The sequence below is a fragment of the Affinirhizobium straminoryzae genome (assembly GCF_007004135.1).
Lineage (GTDB): Bacteria > Pseudomonadota > Alphaproteobacteria > Rhizobiales > Rhizobiaceae > Neorhizobium > Neorhizobium straminoryzae.
Map to the genome: position 1 here is coordinate 23313 of NZ_VJMG01000025.1, position 18636 is coordinate 41948.

Here is an 18636-nt window from a genome sequence, read left to right on the forward strand (position 1 = left end):
CACATGCGGTTCGTGCCGACCAACTTGAAACATTCCGCTGCAAAGGTCGATCGCCGTTCAGCGGTCCGCTCCATGCTGCTGATCTTCGCAGCCGTGGTGATCGCGGTCACCGGCATGGTCTTCACCGCGCTGGACCGGGTGGGGCAATATGCCAATCACCTCGACGAGGAGCGCTCGCGCGAGGCCGTCAGCGGTGCGGTTCGCACCTTCGAGGACCAGCTGGCCGCAACCCTGCATGATTATGCCGCCTGGGACGATGCCGCCGAACGCCTCTACCGCCAGAAGGATATCGACTGGGTCGTTCGCAACTTCGGCAACATGACGCGCAAGAGCGAACTTTTCGACGTTGCCATCATCATGGATCCGTCGGGCCGGATCATCACCGCGCATGCGGAGGGAGAGCCGATTTCCTCCGGCGTCGAAGGATACGTCACCCAGGATGTCTGGTACCTTCTGAACCGGATCCGCAATGGCGAAGCCGATTTCTATCCGGAACTGTCCGGCTTCACCCAGACCGGCAGCGGTACGGCCGCCTTTGGGGTGGCGCTGGTGCGGATGCGCTCCGAGGAGCGGATCGTCGCGGGTGATGAGCGGCGCTATGTGCTGCTGATGCGGCATCTGAAGGAGAGCACGCTGCAGCGTCTCTCCAGCGCCTATGTTCTGCCGGGCCTTCGGCTCGAGGCGCCGGAGGAGGGCAAGACCCATCGCCTGGAGATCACCTCTCCCACCGGACGCGGTGTTGCGGAACTCGCCTGGATGCCGCGCCAGCCGGGAGATATCAGCTTGGCCCAGGTGCGCCCGCTCGTCTGGTGTGCGGTCGCCATGGTCGCCATCTATTTCCTGTTGCTCTTTGTCAGCGGCAGCCAGGCGCTGGCGCGCCTTGCCGCGGATGAGGCCGCTGCTATCCGTTTGTCGCTCACCGACCGGCTGAGCGGGCTCATCAACCGCGCCGGCCTGTTCCTCCGGCTGTCCGACATGGTGGAAACCGCACGGCAAAGCGGGGAAGATGTAGCGCTTCTCTATCTTGACCTTGATGGCTTCAAGGAGGTCAATGATGCCTATGGCCATGCGACGGGCGACCAGTTGATCCGCAGTGTATCGGCCGGTCTTTCGGTGCTGGTGGGCAAGGAAGCCGCCCTTGCACGTCTTGGCGGCGATGAATTTGCCATCGGTTTCATCGGGCGCGAGGCGGCCGACAGCGCCAACATTCTGGCCCGGCGCATTCAGGTGTTCCTTGGAGAACCCCTGTCGATCGGTGAGCGCGTCGCCATTATCGGTTGTAGCATCGGCATTGCCTTTTCCGAACGGGGCGCAGCCTCCGGCGAGGAAATTCTGCGCCGGGCGGACATGGCCATGTACCGCGCCAAGGAAGAAGGGCGCGGACGCTGCTGTGTCTACGATCCTGCCATGGATGCCGAGCGCGAGGAGCGCAACCAGCTGGAAATCGATCTGCGCCGTGCCATCGAGCAGAACGAGATCATGGTTGCCTTCCAGCCGGTGGTCGATGCGCAGCACCTGAAACTGCGGGGTGTGGAGGCGCTGGCGCGCTGGACCCGGGCGGGCCATGGGCCCGTGAGGCCGGACATTTTCATTCCCGTGGCGGAGCGCAGCGGACTGATCGACCAGCTCGGCCTGTGCGTGCTGCGCACCGCCTGCGAGGCGCTCGTTCGTTGGCCGCATCTGACGCTGTCGGTCAATATCTCGCCCGGCCAGTTCCGCGACCCCTCCTTTGTCGGGCGTGTGGCCGACCTGTTGCGGGACACGGGCACCGAGCCTTCGCGTGTCACGCTCGAGATGACGGAAACCTATTTCATCCAGAACCCCGCCCGTGCCCGGGAAACGCTCGACCGGCTGAAGGCAATCGGGGTGAAGATTGCGCTGGATGATTTCGGAGCGGGCTTTTCGAGCGTCGGCTATCTGCGCCAGTTCGGCTTCGACCGCATGAAGATCGATCGTTCGCTGGTGTCTGCCGCTGACGCGGGCGGTCGGGCGGTCGACATGCTGCAGGCGACCGTCGCACTTGCCCGTTCGCTCGACATCCCCGTGACCGCCGAAGGGATCGAATCCGCCGATCAGGCCACGGCTCTCAGGATCGCCGGATGCGACCAGTTGCAGGGCTACCTGTTCGGCAAGCCCATGCCGGCCTGCGAGATCGACATCCTGAACGGCGAAGAGCCGCTGGCGCGGCTTTCCAGCATGGCCTGAGGCTCAGTACCGCTTCCAGTGGCATGCCGGGGAGCGGGGTCAGCTTCCGAGGTGTGTTTCGCCGCGCTTGCGGGCAAGTTCGATCTGCCGCTGACGCTGGCGGTAACGTTCGCGGTCTTCCTCGCTTCGCTTGTCGAAGCAGTGCGGGCAGGACACGCCTTCCTCGAACTCAGGTGAGGCGCGATCTTCCACCGTCAGAGGCTCGCGGCAGGCATGGCAGAGCTTGTGATCGCCTTCCTTCAGACCATGGGTGACGGAGACGCGCTCATCGAACACGAAGCAGGCGCCTTCCCAGAGGCTTTCCTCCTGCGGCACCTCTTCCAGATATTTCAGAATGCCGCCTTTCAGGTGATAGACCTCGTCAAAACCCTGCTCCTTCATGAAGGCGGTTGCCTTCTCGCAGCGGATGCCGCCGGTGCAGTACATGGCGATCTTCGGCTTGTTGTGCAGGCCGCTGTTGTTCTTCACCCAGTCCGGAAACTCGCGGAAGGTCTTGGTCTTGGGATCGACGGCGCCCTTGAAGATGCCGATCGCCGTCTCGTAATCGTTGCGCGTGTCGATGACGATGGTATCCGGATCGGTAATCAGCGCGTTCCAGTCCTTCGGATCGACATAGGTGCCGACGATGCGGTTCGGATCGATATCCTCGACGCCCATCGTGACGATTTCCTTCTTCAGGCGCACCTTCATGCGCAGGAAGGGCATCCTGGAGGCTCGGCTTTCCTTGTGCTCCAGATGCGTGAATTCCGGCTGCGCGCGCAGAAAGGCGAGCACTTTGGCAATGCTCTCATCGGGCCCGGCAATCGTGCCGTTGATGCCTTCTCGGGCCAGTAGCAGGGTGCCCTTCACGCCGTTTTCCTCGCATAGCGCCTGCAGCGGCGCGCGCACGGACTGGTAGCGGTCGAACCGGGCAAAATGATAGAGCGCGGCCACGAGGAAGGAGCCGGATGCGGGGCCGGCGGCGTTTTCGGATCTGTCGGTCATGCCCCGCGAAATACTGCCTCCGCCGGCCGGACGCAACGGATTTCGGCGCTTTCACCGCACTTTGACCTTTGTCAAGTCCGGCAGCATCCCTGCGGATTGGCTGCACCCGCCAAGGAAAGGCCCCTCCGCTCGCAAGCGGAAGGGCCGATGTCGAATGGCAGCGGACTTGTGTCAGGCGGCACGGGCGGTGCGATAGGAGGTCGCCTGACCATCGAGGGTGAACTGCACCATCAGGTCGCGCAGGCGGGCGGCTTCGGCGGCAAGCGCTGCCGAGGCGGCACTCGTCTCTTCCACCATGGCGGCGTTCTTCTGCGTGCTCTGGTCCATGTGGTTGACGGCGGTGTTGATCTCGGAAAGGCCGGTCGACTGTTCGCGGGCCGCCGTCGCAATCGAGGTGATGTGCTGGTTGATCGCGACGATCAGCTGGCCGATGCCGGTCAGCGCCGTGCCGGTGTTGGAGACGAGCTCAACGCCCGCTTCCACCTCGTTGGTCGAGTTCTGGATCAGCGCCTTGATCTCGCGCGCCGCATTGGCGGAGCGCTGGGCCAGTTCGCGCACTTCCTGTGCGACGACGGCAAAGCCCTTGCCGGCATCGCCGGCGCGCGCCGCTTCCACGCCGGCGTTCAGCGCCAGAAGATTGGTCTGGAAGGCAATGTCATCGATCACGCCGATGATGTTGGAGATCTGCGAGGCGCTGCTTTCAATCCGGCTCATCGCTTCGACGGCCTCGGCCACAACCTGCCCGGATTTCACGGCGCTGTCATTGGCCTGGGTCGCGACGCGGCGTGCTTCTTCCGTCAGGCGCAGCGAGGCGGTCACATTGGTAGTGATCTGATCGAGGGCGGCTGCGGTTTCCTCCAGCGATGCGGCTTGCTGTTCGGTGCGACGCGACAGGTCGTTGGTGTTTTCCGCGATGTCACGGGTGCCGCCGTCGATGTTCATGGCGGCATCCACCACCACCGTCAGCGTCTGGCGCAGCTGGCGCACGGCAGCATTGAAGTTGTCGCGCAGTTCCTCGTATTCGGCGGCAAACCGGTCGTTGATCTGTACCGTGAGGTCGCCGAGTGACAGCGCCTTCAGACCCGCGGCGAGTGCACCATTCGCCTGCATCATCGCTTCGACGCGCACCCGGTCGGCATCCTGCTTGGCGCGGCGTTCCGCTTCCAGAAGGTCGCGATTGGCATCGGCATCCTTCTGCAGGCTTGCCGCTTGCGCCACGCTGTCCTTGAAATACTGCACCGCGCGCGACATCTCGCCGATCTCGTCCTCGCGGTCCTGATTGGGAACCGGCGTGTCAAGCGCGCCGGACGAGAGGCGGTTCATCACGCCGGACAGCGACACCAGCGGCTGGGTGATCGACCGCATCAGGAAGAACAGCGCGAGCGCCGAGGCGAGAAGCGTCAGGCCCGCGATCGCGCCAAGCCCGGTCAGCGACTGCCAGGTGTTGCGCAGGATCGACTGCGTATCGAAGACCAGCACCATGGTGCCGATGTTCATCTCCTTGCCCTCTTCGGTGTGCATCAGCGGCACCACGGAGAAGCGCAGGTTGCTGCCGTCATCCTTCACCTTCCCGGCCGCACCCGCCATTGTGCCGGCGGTCACGGCGGACGCTTCGCCGGAGGTGTAGAAGGGCTTGCCGGTGCCATCGAGGACGATTGCGGCGCGGAAATCCGGATCGGCGCCGGCCGGATCGAAGGTATCGCGCGCCAGCCCCTTGTCGAACTGCCACATGGCGGTGGAGGCGCCGGACGTGGTCATGGACGTGGTGAGGCTCACCTTGTGGTCGAACATCTCCTGGGTCGACTGGGCCTGCGACCAGCCGGAATAGAGGCTGAGGGCAACGGAACCGGCCAGGATGAGGGCAAGCGACGGCAGCATCACCTGCATGCGAATGGATTTGCTCTTGAACATGATCAAAGTCCTGAAATCGGGAAAGGGGCTGTCGTGAGCGGAAAGGAGCGGCCGCGGCTCATTTCTGCGGATCGAACCAGTAACGGGCGTCCATCGCGAGGATGTCCTCCGGCAGGTTCGGGTTCGGGATCTTGAGGATGGTGCGCGTCTTCAGGTCCCCCTTGTCGAAGGCGAGCCGAATGTCCGGATTGGCCTGAAAAACCTTGTCGAAGGAGCCGTCCTTCCACGCCTGCTCCAGGCCGCGCATCAGGTCGTCGCGCAGGTCCGGGCGGGACTTGGACACATAGAAGATCGAGGCGGAGGGATATTGCAGCACCAGCGTCTTTTCGACTGCCAGCCCCGGCACGTCGGCCACCTGCTTGGCCTGTTCGTTCAGCGCCTCGTTGACCCCGCGGGCGAAATAGTCGCCCCGACGACCCATCGTCATGCGGTAGAGGTTTTTCTGAGGGCCGGTGCGCACGGTGAGGCCCGATTTGCGCATCACGTCCACATCCGCCCAGCCGGTGCCCTGCAGCGCGATGAAGGCCTTCAGGTTTTCCAGCGTCTTGACGCGGCTGAATTCGCCCTGCCGTGCGCCGTCGATCAGAAACAGGCGGTAGCCGCCGAGGCCGCGATCGATGGGAAAGGGCACGGAGAGAAGCTTGGCGGAGACGGCCTTGGCCGCATTGACCCAGGCTATGTCGATCTGCGCGCCATTGGCGATCGCATCCACCATGCCGGCATTGGAGCTGTAGCCGGTCGGCGAGGGTTTGAGCACGTAGGGCTTGCCGGATTTCTCGATGGCGAGCTGAAGGACCTGGTAACCCAGGGTCTTTTCCTTGCCGCCAGCCGAATTGTAGTAGATGTCCAGCGTGTCGGCGGCTTGAGCGCTGTTGACAAGGCAGCTGGCGGCCAGCGCGATTGCGCAAAGAAGGCTGTGCTTCAACACTGGTACTCTCCCCTGAAACGATGGGGCAAAGCTCACCCAGCCTGCTTAACATTGGTTGAAGGACAGAGTGTCAGATTCTGTGTGAGGCCTCTTAGCTGCCCAGCTGTCGGGCAGCCTTGCGCCACAGCAGGCGCACGATGTCCGCCTCGCGCTCGGCGTCGTCCGCAAACACGCTCTCCGAAAGCGCGAGCGCTTCCGCACGCACCGCCTGCTGCCGGGTGATGATCGCGCCGATCAGCAGGGCGAGCGTATTGCTGTCGCCGAACAGGTCGGGTCTTTCATTGACCGCCTGCGTCAGCACGCTCAGGTCATGTTCGTGCCCGAGTTCGTCCACCAGCCGCTTGGTCTCGCGCCGGCGCGCCTGCAGCGCGGTCGGCCAGAGGTCTTCCAAAAGCGTCAGATGCATCCACGCAACCTGTCCGCATTTGCGCAGGTCGTGAAAAGCTTCCGCAGCCGGTTCCTCGCGGCAGACGTCAAGCGCCCGTCGTGCCTTGATGCCCTGCTTGCGCCATGCTCTGGCGACGCGCTTTGCAGCGCGTGCATTGCCCTCTGGCAGATCGAGCGTGTCAAGCGCTGCGATGGCGGCATTGCAGGTGGTGATGGCCGCCTCGATCCGGGCCGGCAAATCCATTTCGGAGGCGGCGATGCGGTCGCGCCGCTCAACGAGAGCCCGCGAGGCAAATCCGAGGGCAGCAAATTCTTCCGCCGAAACGGCAAGGCCTGCAAGATAATCCACTGTCTCCACCAGCGCTGTGGCATCGCGCACCGCCGAAAGGCTGCGGGCCATGTCGCGGATTCGCGCATTTTCTGCCTGCCGGAAGGATTTTGCATCGGGTTCGATCAGCCGATAAAGGGCCCGCAGCCGCTTGAAGCGTTTGCGGGCAGCGTGCACCGCCGCATGCGGACCATCCGGCTGTTCTTCCAGCACGTTGATCGCCTTCAGCAGTTGCTCCCCCGCCACCCGTCGAAACTCATCGAGAAAGGGCTCAGACGGTCTGATGCGAAAGGCCATGCATCTGCTCCACGCTGATGGTCTCGGTCGCCATGACCATGTTGGAGAAGCGCCGGTCGCCCGTCACCTCCCGACCGATCCAGACGGGAAGCGGCGGGCTTTGATCCGGACTCTCAAGCTCCACCTCGGCCAGGATCAGTCCCTTATAGGCGCCGCTAAACTCGTCCACCTCCCAGGTGAAACCAGCATGGGGAATGAAATGGCGGGTCTTCTCGATCACGATGCCGATGGCCGAGACGATCAGTTCCTCGGCATCGCCAACCGAGATCTCGTATTCGTACTCGTCGCGCGCCAGAAGGTGGCGGCCAACCTTGATGGTGAGTCTGGCCTTGGCGACGCCCGGCCCTTCCATCAGCCGGACACGGACGCTGCGATCCTCGCCGATCGCCACGTAGCCCTGCCGGAAGCGCAGGCGTGAGGTTGCCATGCGTCGCCAGTCCTCCGATCTCACCAGAAACTTGCGCTCGATTTCCTTGGCCATCCGCATCCCGCATGCGTGTTGTGGACTGTAAACTATGTCAAAGGCTTACAAAGGACCAGAGGCCATCATGCGATGTCGGCTGGTTTTCACTCGACACTCATTCCCGTGCGCGTTATGTCAGCCAAGGAGTTTTCAATCGGTTCAATCCGTTCTGAGCGGGAGTTTGATGATGAGTGCCAAGACCGAGACCCTGCTGTCCATCCTGAAGCTGCAACCGGTCGTGCCGGTGCTGATCGTCGAGGACGTGGCCTCTGCCGTGCCGCTGGCGCGCGCGCTGGTGGCGGGCGGTCTGAAGGCGATCGAGATCACGCTGCGCACGCCGGCCGCCCTCGATGCCGTCAAGGCGGTTGCCGCCGAGGTGGAAGGCGCCCATGTCGGTGCCGGCACCATTCTCAACGCCCGCGACTTTGAAGCCGCTGTCAAGGCGGGGTCCACCTTCATCGTCAGCCCGGGCGTCGCGCCGGGCGTTCTCGCTGCCGCCAGGGATTCCGCTGTTCCGCTTCTGCCGGGTGCCGCCACCGCCAGCGAAGTGATGACGCTGCGCGAAGCAGGCTATGACGTGCTGAAGTTCTTCCCGGCCGAGCAGGCCGGCGGTGCGGCCTATCTCAAGGCGCTCTCCTCGCCGCTCGCCGGCACCGTCTTCTGCCCGACGGGCGGCATTTCGCTGAAGAATGCGAACGACTATCTCTCGCTGCCGAACGTCGTCTGCGTGGGCGGGTCCTGGGTGGCCCCGAAGGAACTGGTGGCCGCCGGCGACTGGGCCGGCATCACGAAACTGGCATCGGAAGCCGCAGCGCTGAAGGCCTGACCGGCTTTGTAATTCGCCTTGGCCTCCCTATCTGTCTCCCTGACCACAACAGGGAGACAGTGCATGTTCGACGCCAAGAAGCTTCTTGACCAGTTCCTGGGATCGCAGATCCCCGGCCTGTCCGGAGGATCGGTCAAGGATCGCGCCGGGCAGATGGGTGATCTGGCCCGCAACAATCCTCTGAAGACGGGTGCGCTCGCCGCCGCCATCCTCGGCACCAAGACTGGCCGCAAGCTGGCGGGCAATGTGGCCACACTCGGCGGCATCGCCGCCATTGCCGGCCTCGGCTATCTCGCCTACCGGAACTACCAGTCGGGTGCGAAGCCGCAGGGCCTGCCGCAGGATCCGGCCTCGCTGCAGCCGCCGGCCGAGTCGCCCTTCCATCCGCAATCGGCCACTCTCAGCAATGATTTCGCCCTGACGTTGCTGCGCGCCATGATTGCGGCTGCCAAGGCCGATGGCCATATCGACGCCTTCGAGCGGCAGGCCATCATGCAGAAGGTGCATGCGGTGGACCTCGGCGCCGAGGCGGAAGCCTTTTTGGCGCGCGAGCTTGCCGATCCGGTCGATCTCGACGCGCTGGTGGCGGCCGGCCGCACGGAAGAGCAGCGGGTGGAGATCTACACGGCTTCGCGGCTTGCCATCGATCCCGATACGCGGGCCGAGCGCGGCTATCTGGACATGCTGGCCGGTCGGTTGCGGCTTCCCGATGCGCTGGTCGACCATATCGAGGCGACCGTATCGTCCGCAAAGATTTCCCTCTGAGAGAATCGGCGGCGGTGCGACAAGGCGACGATTGCCTTTGCCCGCCGCCTCTCGTAATCCTCGTCACAAAGAGGGGGAAACCATGCGTGATCTTGCAAGCTTCAAGGCCTGCCCGCCGCCGCAACCGGTGCGGCTGGAAGGGCAGTATGTCATTCTCGAGCCCTATGAACGGGCGGTCCACATCCAGACGCTGTGGGAGGCGCTGGGGGGCGAAGACGGGATCAACGACCTCATTCATTATTTCCCCAATCCGCTCTACACCGCGCCCGATCAGTTTGCCGACTGGCTGGAGGGCATGAACCGCGATGGCCGCCTCGTCACGCTCGTCTTTCGCGACAAGGAGGATGGCGAAGTGGTGGGCATGGCAAGCTACATGCGGCCGGACCCGGCCAACGGTGTTGTCGAAGTGGGCTCGGTTGCCCATGGTCTCGGCATGAAGCGTTCGCCGCTCTCCACCGAAGCGCATTACCTGATGGCGCGCCATGTGTTCGAAACCCTCGGCTATCGCCGCTACGAATGGAAGTGCCATAACGAGAACGCGCCGAGCAAGGTCGCGGCGCGGCGGCTCGGCTTTACTTTCGAAGGCGTGTTCCGGCAGCACATGATCTCCAAGGGTGCCAACCGGGATACCGCCTGGTTCTCGATGATCGATGGCGAATGGCCGCTGATCGCCAAATCCTTCGAGGCCTGGCTGTCACCGGAGAATTTCGACGATCACGGTCACCAGAAGCGCCGGCTGGAAGAGATTCGCGCCGCACTTGTCAGCGAGGCGGCATGAGCGAGCCATCCGGGCGTTCACCGGCCATTGCCGCCGCCATCATCATGTTCGGCTTCATGCTGCTGTTCTTCGTGATGCCGCGAATCATGATCTGGCTGGGCGAATTTTCGCCTTGGCTTGCGGGTGCCTTCGGCCTCGTGGCGGTGCTGTCCTTTTTCCTGGTGTTCTGGCTGCGTGCCCGCCACCAGCGCGGCAGGCAATGAGCACCTTTACCAGAGGGTCTGCAGATTGCCGCTCTGGAGGGAGGCGCCGAGAAGCACCAGCCCGACCACGATGATGAACAGCGCGCCGAGGATTTCGATCGCGGTCGAGATGTGTCGGGCAAGGCGGGTCCGCGGGCCTGACAGCCTGACGGCGAGATCCTTGGCCGTGACCGCGATGATGGCAAGGATCGACACGGTGATCGCGGTACCGAGCGACATGGCGAGCACGGACAGCCCGCCGGCCAGATAGAGCCCGTTCAGAATGGCAAAGCTCATCACCAGAATGGCGCCGGAGCAGGGGCGAAGCCCGACCGCAATGATGGCAGACCATGCCTCCCGTACGCTGAAATCCTTGGCCTTCAGCGTCGTGGGGTCGGGAATGTGCAGCTCTCCGCAGTCGGCGCAGTAGCTGCCGGGCGACAGGTCGTTGTGGTCGTGTCCGACCTCGACGGCCTCGAAGCGCAGGCCCGTCGAGGCGGACCCGCTGGTCGCCCCGGCAAAGATCGGCAGCGAGGAGAAGCGCGGCCGGATTTCGTAGAGCTTGCGCCCGAGAAGCCAGACACCGAACAGCGCCACCAGCGCGAAGCTGGCGATTTCCATCGCCCAGGTGGCCTTCGTCATGGTGATGCCGGTGCCGCGCAGGATGAAGAAGGCGGCTGCCACCAGCAGGATGGCCACCAGCCCCTGCACCAGCGCCGAAAGCAGCGAAATCACGATTCCGCGCTTCAGCGCCGTCTCGTTGGCGATCATGTAGGACGAGATCACCGCCTTGCCGTGGCCGGGGCCTGCGGCATGGAACACGCCATAGGCAAAGGAGAGGCCGACCAGTCCCTTGATCGCCGAGGGGTCTTCGCGCATCGCCCGCAGGGAGGCGGTGAGCGCGCGATAGAAGGATTGCTGGTAGACGTTCACCCAGGCAAGCAGCGGGCCGAAAAGACCGCTGGTATCGAAGGAGGGTTCGGCGGCACCGACGCCGAGCGGCGATTGTGCATGCGCGGCAAAGGCCGTGCCGAGCAGCGCGAGAAGAATAAGAAGGGGTGCCTGGCGTCTCAGCATGTCACTTCAAGCTTCGTGGCGAACAGCTTGGTCATGTCGGTTCCCGTCGGGTCGTTGAAGAAGGCCGCCGTCAGCGAATCCTTGTTCTCGGCAATCACCTGATCCGCATCCGGTCGGACGACCCTGTGCTTGCAGGCGGCAAAGCCCTTGCCTTCCGGCACCAGATCCGTGTCCTTCGGGAAATCGATCGCCGTATAGAGCGAGGGATCATAGACGCCGAAGGTGAGCTTGCCTTTCAGGCGCAGCGGCTTCTCCGGCTTCACCGCGAAGAAGGCCAGCACCTGCTGGTCCTGATAGGTAACGTGGATGACATCGGGCTTGGCGATCGGGATCGTCTTGCCGTCCTGGGTGATGCTCGTGAAGTAATGGAAGTCGGCAAGCGAGGTACGCATGGTCTCGCCGAGTTCCGCCAGTTCGTGTTCATCGAGCTTCAGGTCACCGTTCTTGTCGAAGTCCAGGAGCACGCTGGAGGAGAACATCTCGTCAAATCGCCAGACATGGCGCAATTCGAGCAGGTTGCCCTGATCATCGGACAGCACCTCGAGCCGCGCATCGACGAAAATGTGCGGGTGGGCCAGGGCTGGCAGTGGCGCAAGGCCCAGAAGGGCTGTCAGCAGCCATGTTTTGAAGCGCATCGGCGAATCCTGATCCCGTTTGGTTCGGTCTGGCGTGCAAATGGGACGGAAATTCGACCTTGCGTCAATCCGACTGAAGTGGTGTGCGCCGGAACCAGCCGGACAGGAAGTCCACGAAGACGCGCACCTTGGCCGGCAGATAGCGGCGGTGCGGATAGACCGCATAGATGCCGCGGTCCTTCAGGATGTAGTCATCAAACAGTGTGACGAGTTCGCCGGAGCGAATATAGGGCAGGGCGATGAAATCCGGTACCATGGCGACGCCGAGTCCGGCCCGTGCCGCCTTCAGCGTCGCATGTGGCGTGTTGACTTCCAGCGGGCCGCTGACCGCCACGCTCATCATGCCGCCACCCGGCTCCTGGAAGCGGATATTGTTGTGCGAGCGCAGATTGGTGTCGATGATGACGGGCTTTCCGGAGAGATCCTGCGGATGGGAGAGCGGCCCGTAGCGGGCAACGTAATCCGGGGTGGCGCAGGCATAGACCCTGAAATCGCAGAGCTTGCGGGCAATCATGGCCGAATCTTCGAGCTTGGTGATGCGGATCGCCAGATCAAAACCTTCCTCGATGAGATCGACGAATCGGTCTTCGGCCACAATGTCCAGCGAGACATCCGGATGCGCTTTTGCAAAATCGATCAGCGACTGGCCGACATCGGCATCGATGAAGGTGCGCGGTACGGATACGCGGAGCTTGCCCTTCAGGTCCGCATTGTTCTCTCGGACGAGATCGGCCAGGTTGTCGATCTCCTTGAGGATATCGGAGGCGGTGCGGAAATAGGTATGGCCGGCTTCCGTCAGCGAAAACTGCCGCGTGGTGCGGTTGAGAAGCAGCGCCCCGAGATCATCCTCCAGCTCGCGGACATACTTGGAAAGCAGCGCCTTGGAGCGGCCGGTGCGGCGTGCGGCGGCCGAAAAACCCTCCGCTTCGACCACGTCGATGAAGGCACGCATGCGCGTCAGAGTATCCATGTCGGGCCCCTTTTCCAGTTGCCCGTCCTAGGTGGAACGGGGCGGCGTCTTCTGCAATGCAAAATTTGCGTTCAGCCAAAAAAACCGCTTGATTATGAAGGGCGATGATCTTATTTCCCGGCTTGCCCAAAGTCGCACGTGCCTGTGGGTGTCCGCCGACCCTCGATTAGGTGAGGTCATCGGTAAGGTACCTGGAACTAACCCCTCCAGTCGCTATTCCGGCCAACCGGGAAATGCGAGGACATCTTGAAGCAACGACGGTGCGGGCCTTTCTGGTCTCTGCAGGCTTTCCATCAGCTTGCAATACTGAAGAGGCACACCATCATTGCCGGAAGTGCGGTTGGGATAATCCCCTCCAATCCATGGCAGACAAAGCCGGTTCAATGCTCCTGGCAGGGCGTTGAGCCAAACCCTTGCGCTATCAGGCGCGAACGATGCTCCGGGATTTCCACCGGCCGGGCCTCGCTCACCTGTCTGCGCGTCTTTGTCCTTCGGCTTGCCGGAGAAGCTCCATAGGGATTAGACCAATGACCACCGCTCGTATCCGCGATTTCCTCCGCACCCGACGCCCGGAAGGCCCGTGCCTTGTCGTGGACCTCGATGTCGTGCGCAACAATTACACCGCCTTCCGTCACGCTCTGCCGGACAGCGCGATCTACTATGCGGTGAAGGCCAATCCCGAGCCGGAAATCCTGAAGCTTCTGGCGTCGCTCGGCTCCAACTTCGACTGCGCCTCCGTGGCCGAAATCCAGATGGCGCTGGCTGCCGGCGCAACGGCTGAGCGCATCTCCTTTGGCAACACCATCAAGAAGGAGCGCGACATTGCGCGTGCCTTCGAGCTGGGCGTCGGTCTCTTCGCCGTTGACAGCCACGAGGAAGTCGAGAAGGTTGCCCGCGCAGCCCCCGGCGCCCGCGTATTCTGCCGCGTTCTGACCGATGGCGAAGGCGCCGAATGGCCGCTGTCGCGCAAGTTCGGCTGCGTGCCGCAGATGGCCGTCGACGTTCTCGTTTACGCCCATCAGCTGGGCCTTGAAAGCTATGGCGTGTCCTTCCACGTCGGCTCGCAGATGACCAAGGTCGATGCCTGGGATTCCGCTCTGGCCGATGCCAAGCGCGTCTTCGCACAGCTCGCCAAGCAGGGCATCTTCCTGCAGATGGTGAACATGGGCGGTGGCTTCCCGACCCGTTACCTGCGCGACATCCCGTCGGCGGAAGAATATGGCAAGGCCATTTTCGCCTCGCTGCGCAAGCACTTCGGCAACAACCTGCCGAAGACGATCATCGAGCCGGGTCGCGGCATGGTCGGCAATGCCGGCGTCATCAAGGCGGAAGTCGTGCTGGTGTCGAAGAAGTCGGACAATGACGAGCATCGCTGGGTGTTCCTCGACATCGGCAAGTTCGGCGGTCTGGCCGAAACCATGGACGAGGCCATCCGCTACCCGATCCGCACCGAGCGCGACGGCGACGACATGGAGCCCTGCGTGATCGCCGGCCCGACCTGCGATTCGGCCGATGTGCTTTATGAGAAGAACATGTACCCGCTGCCGATCACGCTGACGGTGGGCGACGAGGTTCTGATCGAAGGCACCGGCGCCTATACGACGACCTATTCGGCCGTCGCCTTCAACGGTTTCGACCCGCTGAAGGCCTACGTCATCTGACGTTCAGCCGGCTCCGGTCTTTTCACCGGAGCCGCACCTCGCCCTTTTTTCTCGTGCCGCTTGAACGGTTTTGAGCTTCGGAGGCCAAGATGGCCGCTGTTCTTGACGCTGTGCGCGCTCTGTTTGCGCAAAATACCTTCACCATCACCGAGGAAACCCCGGCCGATGTCGTTGCCCGCGAGGCGCTGCTCGATCGCGCCATGGGCGCCGATCGCCGCAAGAAGTCGTCGGAAAAGATCCGTCGCGGCCGCGTGCCGGCCGAAGGCCTGGCGCTTGTCGCGCGCGATTCGCATGGCCATGTGATCGGCACGGTGCGCCTGTGGAATGTCGAAGCCGGCGTGTCCGCCTCCGGCTGCCCGGTCGATGCGCTGCTGCTCGGCCCGCTCGCCGTCGATTCGGCGCATGAAGGCAAGGGCATCGGCGGTGCGCTGATGCGGGCGGCGATTGCCGAGGCGCAGGCCCGCGGCCACGGCGCGATCCTGCTGGTGGGCGACGCACCCTATTACGAACGCTTCGGTTTCTTCGCCGACAAGACGCAGCATCTGATGATGCCGGGTCCGTTTGCGCGCGATCGCTTCCTGGCGCTTGAACTCGTACCCGGCTGGCTTTCCGGTGCCGCCGGCATGCTTGTCGCAAGCGGCCGCAAGCTTTCGCGCCCGGTGCTGCGCCGCGCCGCCTGAGCCCCTCCCTTCGACGTCTCCAGTCGCGACCCTTCTCCGCATCCACGCGGGGGAGGGTTTTTCATGTGAGCATTGTCTGAATTGTGACATTTGTGCATGGGACGTCGCCAATTGCGATGCGGACCGGGCATCGAGCTGATCAACGTCAACCGGATTTGATCGAGATCAACGGAAAGGCGGATGCCGGTTGCTACCCCTTGATCATCCAATGCAGATGATCTTCAAGGAGAGTGACATGATCAAGAACGGACCCGTTTTCGCCGCCCTGATGGGTGCAGCATCGGTCCTTCTTTCGGGTGCTGCCCACGCCGCCGACGTGACGACTGCCGCCCCGCAGGCCCCGGTTGCCCAGGATGTGGTATCCGCCAAGAGCCCGTGGCAGGTGCGCTTGCGCGCCCTCGGCGTCGTGCCGAACGACAAGGGTTCCGTCAACGGCGTGGCCGGCTCAGACCTCAACTATTCGAATTCCATCACGCCGGAACTCGACATCTCTTACTTCTTCACGGACAACATCGCCGCCGAACTGATCCTCGGCACGACCAGTTCGAAGATTTCCGGTGGCGGTTCGCTGGCCGGCACGCCGGTCGGGAAGACCTGGCTTCTGCCGCCGACGCTGACGCTGCAATATCACTTCACCGATTTCGGCGCGTTCAAGCCTTATGTCGGCGCCGGCATCAACTACACCTTCTTCTACAACGAATCGGAAAAGCCGGGCTTCAGCAACCTGAAGGTCGACAACCACATCGGTGCGGCCCTGCAGGTCGGCTTCGACTATATGATCGACCAGCACTGGGGTGTGAACTTCGACGTCAAGAAGCTGTTCCTGGAAACCAACTGGAGCGCCGATACGGCTGGCGGTTCACTGTCCGGCAAGGCCAAGCTCGATCCGTGGCTGATCGGCGCCGGTGTGACCTACCGCTTCTGATCGACGCTACAGCGATACCTCTTCGAAGGATCGTCCGGATGGGGGCATCCGGCACCGTGGCAGGTTTCTTCGGATGAGGGCAACAGACGGGGACCAGTGCTTCGACCGCGCTGGTCCCCGTTTGCATGGACGGTGTTCTCACATGGTCGTGAGGGCGCTGTCGCCTGTCTCGCAGCTTCGGTGTGCCGCTCTATCTGAGGGCCATGCTGACACGCCGCCATCTCCTTCTCGCCGCGCCCGCCCTGGCAGTGGTACGCCCTGGCTTTGCGGAGGACCCGCCTGCCGCCGATGCGCCCGTCGCGCCGGCTCCGGAGACCGACACGCTTCAGGCCATTCTGACGCGGGCGGAGGGGTTGGCTGCGTTGAAGGCCATCGTCATCTCGCGGGATGGCGAACGTCTTGCCGAACGCGGCTACCACGGCCATTCGCCGCGCGATTCCACCAACATAAAATCTGCGTCGAAATCCATCGTCTCCGCCCTGGTCGGCATCGCGATCGCGCGCGGTCTGCTGGAGGGTGTCGATCAGCCGATTGCGCCGCTGCTGAGGGGGGAACTGCCGGAAAATCCCGATCCGCGCCTGTCGCGGGTCACCATCGGCCACCTCCTGTCGATGCAATCGGGCCTTGCTCCAAGCTATGCCCGGCTGGCGGCCAGCCGCAACTGGGTGCGCTTCACGCTCTCCGAACCCTTCACGGAAGATCCGGGCGGCCCCATGGTCTATGCGACCGCCTCCACGCATCTCCTCTCGGCGATCCTGATGCGGGTCGGCGCCGCCTCGACGGAGAGGCTTGCGGAGGACTGGTTCGCGCCGGTTGAGGGCTTCCGCATCGGTTCCTGGTCGCGCGATCCGCAGCGCATCCCGATCGGTGGCAACCAGATGGCCATGAGCACGCGCTCGCTGCATGCCTTCGGCGAACTTTATCGTCGTGGTGGCCGCACGGCAGACGGCGTGCAGGTGGTGCCGGAGCACTGGGTACAAACCTCCTGGGAACCCCGCACCTTCTCCCGCCATTCCGGCGACGGCTATGGCTACGGCTGGTTTCTCAGGGAGATCGGCGGCGCGCCGGTGCGCTTTGCCTGGGGCTATGGCGGCCAGATGCTCTACATCGTCCCGTCGCTGGCGCTGACGGTCGCCATGACATCGCAGGAAGCCTCACCCTCCGCCGCCAACGGCTACCGCGACCAGCTGCACGCCCTTCTCTCCGATATCATCGCGACGACGCGCCGGGCGTGAGCCCCATGCCGGACGATGCCTCTTCCCGCGCGGAAATGGGCATGGCATAGTCTACGCATGGATCCGACCTTTGAACTCTCGCCGGATGTGAAGCTGCGGGTCGAGCGTATTGCCGCTCGATCCGGGCGGTCCGTCTCTGCCGTTATCGAGGATGCCCTTCAGAACGGGCATTCGCTGGATTGGCAGGAGCGGTTCGTGGAGCAGGTTTCCCGCGGGATTGCCGCGGCCGAGGACGGCGCATTTGCGACGCCTGCCGAGATTGACAGGTTGAGAGGCAAATACCGGTCCTCATGAGGCGGTGTCACTGAATGCTTGTCTCATGGACGCTGCCGGCTCTGCGTGATCTCGAAGCGGTCGGTGACTTTGTTGCCGAACACAATCCGGCGGCGGCACACGAACTCGTTGGAGATATTCTGGACAGGACGCAGCGCCTTCTCTCCGACAATCCCGAGGCTGGGCGTCGGGACGCGTTGCCCGAACCCGCGAACTGGTGATCAGCAAGACCTCCTCATCGTCGTCTATCGTGTGATGCATACGGTTGAAGTTCTGGCCGTCGTGCATGGCGCACGGGCGTGGCCGGAACGATTCGATTGACTTTTGACGGTGTCGTATGCTCGCCGTCGCTCTGGAAATGGCGGGCGGAGCACCTATCTCCCCTCCCATGAAGCACGCGATTGTTACAGGGGGTGCCGGCCTGATCGGCACAGGGATCTGCCGGCGTCTGCTCGATGCCGGCTGGAGGGTGGCATCCTTCGACATGAAGGATGGCGCACAGGATCTGCAGGAGGCGGGCCTGCGGTCTGTCTTCTGCGATGTCGGGGACGAGGCCTCCGTCGCCGGCGCCTTTGCCGAACTCGGCTGGCAACACCTCGACCTTCTCGTCAACAATGCCGGCATTGCCGGGCCGGTGAACGGGCCGATCCAGGATCTGTCGCTCGCCGACTGGCGGCGGGTGACCGACAGTCACTTGACGGCTGCCTTCCTGATGACCCGTTCGGCGGTGCCGCTGATGGGCGAGGGGGCCAGCATCGTCAACATGGCCTCCACCCGCGCCTTCATGTCCGAACCGCAGACGGAAGCCTATGCCGCGTCCAAGGGCGGTCTCGTGGCGCTCACCCATGCGCTTTCGGTCAGTCTGGGTCCCGACATCCGGGTAAATGCGATCGCGCCCGGCTGGATTTCGGGTGATGCCGAGCTTCGGGCCGAAGACCATGCGCAGCACCCCGCCGGCCGCGTCGGGAGGCCGGAGGATGTGGCCGATGCGGTGATCTATCTGGCCGGCGCCGGCTTCATGACCGGGCAGGTGCTGGTTCTGGACGGCGGCATGACGAGGAAGATGATCTACGCGGCGTAAGGGCGCCTTGCGCGGGCGGCTTTTGCCCCCTCTGGCTGCCGCCAT

Annotated in this window: 20 protein-coding genes; 12 read left to right on the forward strand and 8 right to left on the reverse strand. The window is 63.5% G+C overall.

The features are described 5' to 3' along the window. Positions 1–3 precede the first annotated feature (3 nt). The gene (locus tag FNA46_RS10760) at positions 4–2205 is read left to right on the forward strand and encodes a bifunctional diguanylate cyclase/phosphodiesterase (RefSeq protein WP_143125201.1); all 2202 of its coding nucleotides are present in this window, start codon (positions 4–6) and stop codon (positions 2203–2205) included. Positions 2206–2244: 39 nt separating this feature from the next. Here the strand turns inward: FNA46_RS10760 and trhO are convergent, their stop codons facing one another. The 5 genes from trhO to FNA46_RS10785 form a co-directional block, all read right to left on the reverse strand. Continuing rightward, positions 2245–3189: an oxygen-dependent tRNA uridine(34) hydroxylase TrhO gene (trhO, locus tag FNA46_RS10765; protein ID WP_143125202.1), complete on the reverse strand. Its 945-nt coding sequence runs from the start codon at positions 3187–3189 to the stop codon at positions 2245–2247. A 171-nt stretch (positions 3190–3360) separates the two neighbouring features. Further along, complete coding sequence (locus tag FNA46_RS10770; protein WP_143125203.1) at positions 3361–5100, reverse strand: methyl-accepting chemotaxis protein; 1740 nt, start codon at positions 5098–5100, stop codon at positions 3361–3363. 58 nt (positions 5101–5158) lie between these two features. After that, on the reverse strand, positions 5159–6028 hold the full coding sequence (locus FNA46_RS10775) for a hypothetical protein (RefSeq protein ID WP_143125204.1): 870 nt from the start codon (positions 6026–6028) through the stop codon (positions 5159–5161). A gap of 91 nt (positions 6029–6119) precedes the next feature. Beyond that, a complete protein-coding gene (locus FNA46_RS10780; protein WP_143125205.1) occupies positions 6120–7040 on the reverse strand; it encodes a CHAD domain-containing protein in 921 nt (306 codons plus the stop codon). Then, a complete protein-coding gene (locus FNA46_RS10785; RefSeq protein ID WP_143125206.1) occupies positions 7015–7521 on the reverse strand; it encodes a CYTH domain-containing protein in 507 nt (168 codons plus the stop codon). Before FNA46_RS10785 ends, FNA46_RS10780 begins: the two co-directional genes overlap by 26 nt. Positions 7522–7690: 169 nt before the next feature. On the opposite strand from FNA46_RS10785, the gene FNA46_RS10790 reads away from it, so the two are divergent. The 4 genes from FNA46_RS10790 (at position 7691) to FNA46_RS10805 (ending at position 10075) form a co-directional block, all read left to right on the forward strand. Beyond that, the gene (locus FNA46_RS10790) at positions 7691–8329 is read left to right on the forward strand and encodes a 2-dehydro-3-deoxy-phosphogluconate aldolase (protein WP_143125207.1); all 639 of its coding nucleotides are present in this window, start codon (positions 7691–7693) and stop codon (positions 8327–8329) included. A 63-nt stretch (positions 8330–8392) separates the two neighbouring features. Continuing rightward, positions 8393–9094 carry a tellurite resistance TerB family protein gene (locus FNA46_RS10795; RefSeq protein WP_143125208.1) on the forward strand — a complete coding sequence of 234 codons (702 nt, stop codon included), beginning with the start codon at positions 8393–8395 and terminating at the stop codon, positions 9092–9094. 82 nt (positions 9095–9176) lie between these two features. After that, the gene (locus FNA46_RS10800) at positions 9177–9872 is read left to right on the forward strand and encodes a GNAT family N-acetyltransferase (RefSeq protein WP_143125209.1); all 696 of its coding nucleotides are present in this window, start codon (positions 9177–9179) and stop codon (positions 9870–9872) included. Next, positions 9869–10075 (forward strand): intracellular growth attenuator family protein, encoded by a 207-nt coding sequence (locus FNA46_RS10805; protein WP_143125210.1) that lies wholly within the window; start codon positions 9869–9871, stop codon positions 10073–10075. Before FNA46_RS10800 ends, FNA46_RS10805 begins: the two co-directional genes overlap by 4 nt. A 6-nt stretch (positions 10076–10081) precedes the next feature. Here FNA46_RS10805 and FNA46_RS10810 read toward each other — a convergent pair whose 3' ends face one another. The 3 genes from FNA46_RS10810 to FNA46_RS10820 form a co-directional block, all read right to left on the reverse strand. Then, complete coding sequence (locus tag FNA46_RS10810) at positions 10082–11131, reverse strand: nickel/cobalt transporter (protein ID WP_143125211.1); 1050 nt, start codon at positions 11129–11131, stop codon at positions 10082–10084. Beyond that, positions 11125–11766: a DUF1007 family protein gene (locus FNA46_RS10815; RefSeq protein ID WP_143125212.1), complete on the reverse strand. Its 642-nt coding sequence runs from the start codon at positions 11764–11766 to the stop codon at positions 11125–11127. Before FNA46_RS10815 ends, FNA46_RS10810 begins: the two co-directional genes overlap by 7 nt. Before the next feature lie 64 nt (positions 11767–11830). Next, positions 11831–12736, reverse strand: a complete 906-nt coding sequence (locus FNA46_RS10820) for a LysR family transcriptional regulator (RefSeq protein ID WP_143125213.1) — start codon at positions 12734–12736, stop codon at positions 11831–11833. 527 nt (positions 12737–13263) lie between these two features. Between FNA46_RS10820 and odc2 the strand changes: the two genes are divergently transcribed. The 7 genes from odc2 (at position 13264) to FNA46_RS10855 (ending at position 18591) form a co-directional block, all read left to right on the forward strand. Then, entirely contained in the window at positions 13264–14397 is a 1134-nt protein-coding gene (gene odc2 / locus FNA46_RS10825; protein WP_143125214.1) for an ornithine/lysine decarboxylase, read from the forward strand. A gap of 89 nt (positions 14398–14486) precedes the next feature. Further along, on the forward strand, positions 14487–15077 hold the full coding sequence (locus FNA46_RS10830) for a GNAT family N-acetyltransferase (RefSeq protein ID WP_143125215.1): 591 nt from the start codon (positions 14487–14489) through the stop codon (positions 15075–15077). 235 nt (positions 15078–15312) lie between these two features. Further along, the gene (locus tag FNA46_RS10835) at positions 15313–16002 is read left to right on the forward strand and encodes an OmpW/AlkL family protein (protein ID WP_143125216.1); all 690 of its coding nucleotides are present in this window, start codon (positions 15313–15315) and stop codon (positions 16000–16002) included. A 203-nt stretch (positions 16003–16205) separates the two neighbouring features. Then, a complete protein-coding gene (locus FNA46_RS10840) occupies positions 16206–17237 on the forward strand; it encodes a serine hydrolase domain-containing protein (RefSeq protein WP_143125219.1) in 1032 nt (343 codons plus the stop codon). Between the two features lie 57 nt (positions 17238–17294). Next, on the forward strand, positions 17295–17531 hold the full coding sequence (locus tag FNA46_RS10845; protein WP_143125217.1) for a ribbon-helix-helix protein, CopG family: 237 nt from the start codon (positions 17295–17297) through the stop codon (positions 17529–17531). Positions 17532–17545: 14 nt separating this feature from the next. After that, on the forward strand, positions 17546–17731 hold the full coding sequence (locus tag FNA46_RS10850) for a type II toxin-antitoxin system RelE/ParE family toxin (RefSeq protein ID WP_246103016.1): 186 nt from the start codon (positions 17546–17548) through the stop codon (positions 17729–17731). Positions 17732–17898: 167 nt separating this feature from the next. Beyond that, the gene (locus FNA46_RS10855) at positions 17899–18591 is read left to right on the forward strand and encodes an SDR family oxidoreductase (protein WP_143125218.1); all 693 of its coding nucleotides are present in this window, start codon (positions 17899–17901) and stop codon (positions 18589–18591) included. The last annotated feature ends 45 nt before the right edge of the window (positions 18592–18636 follow it).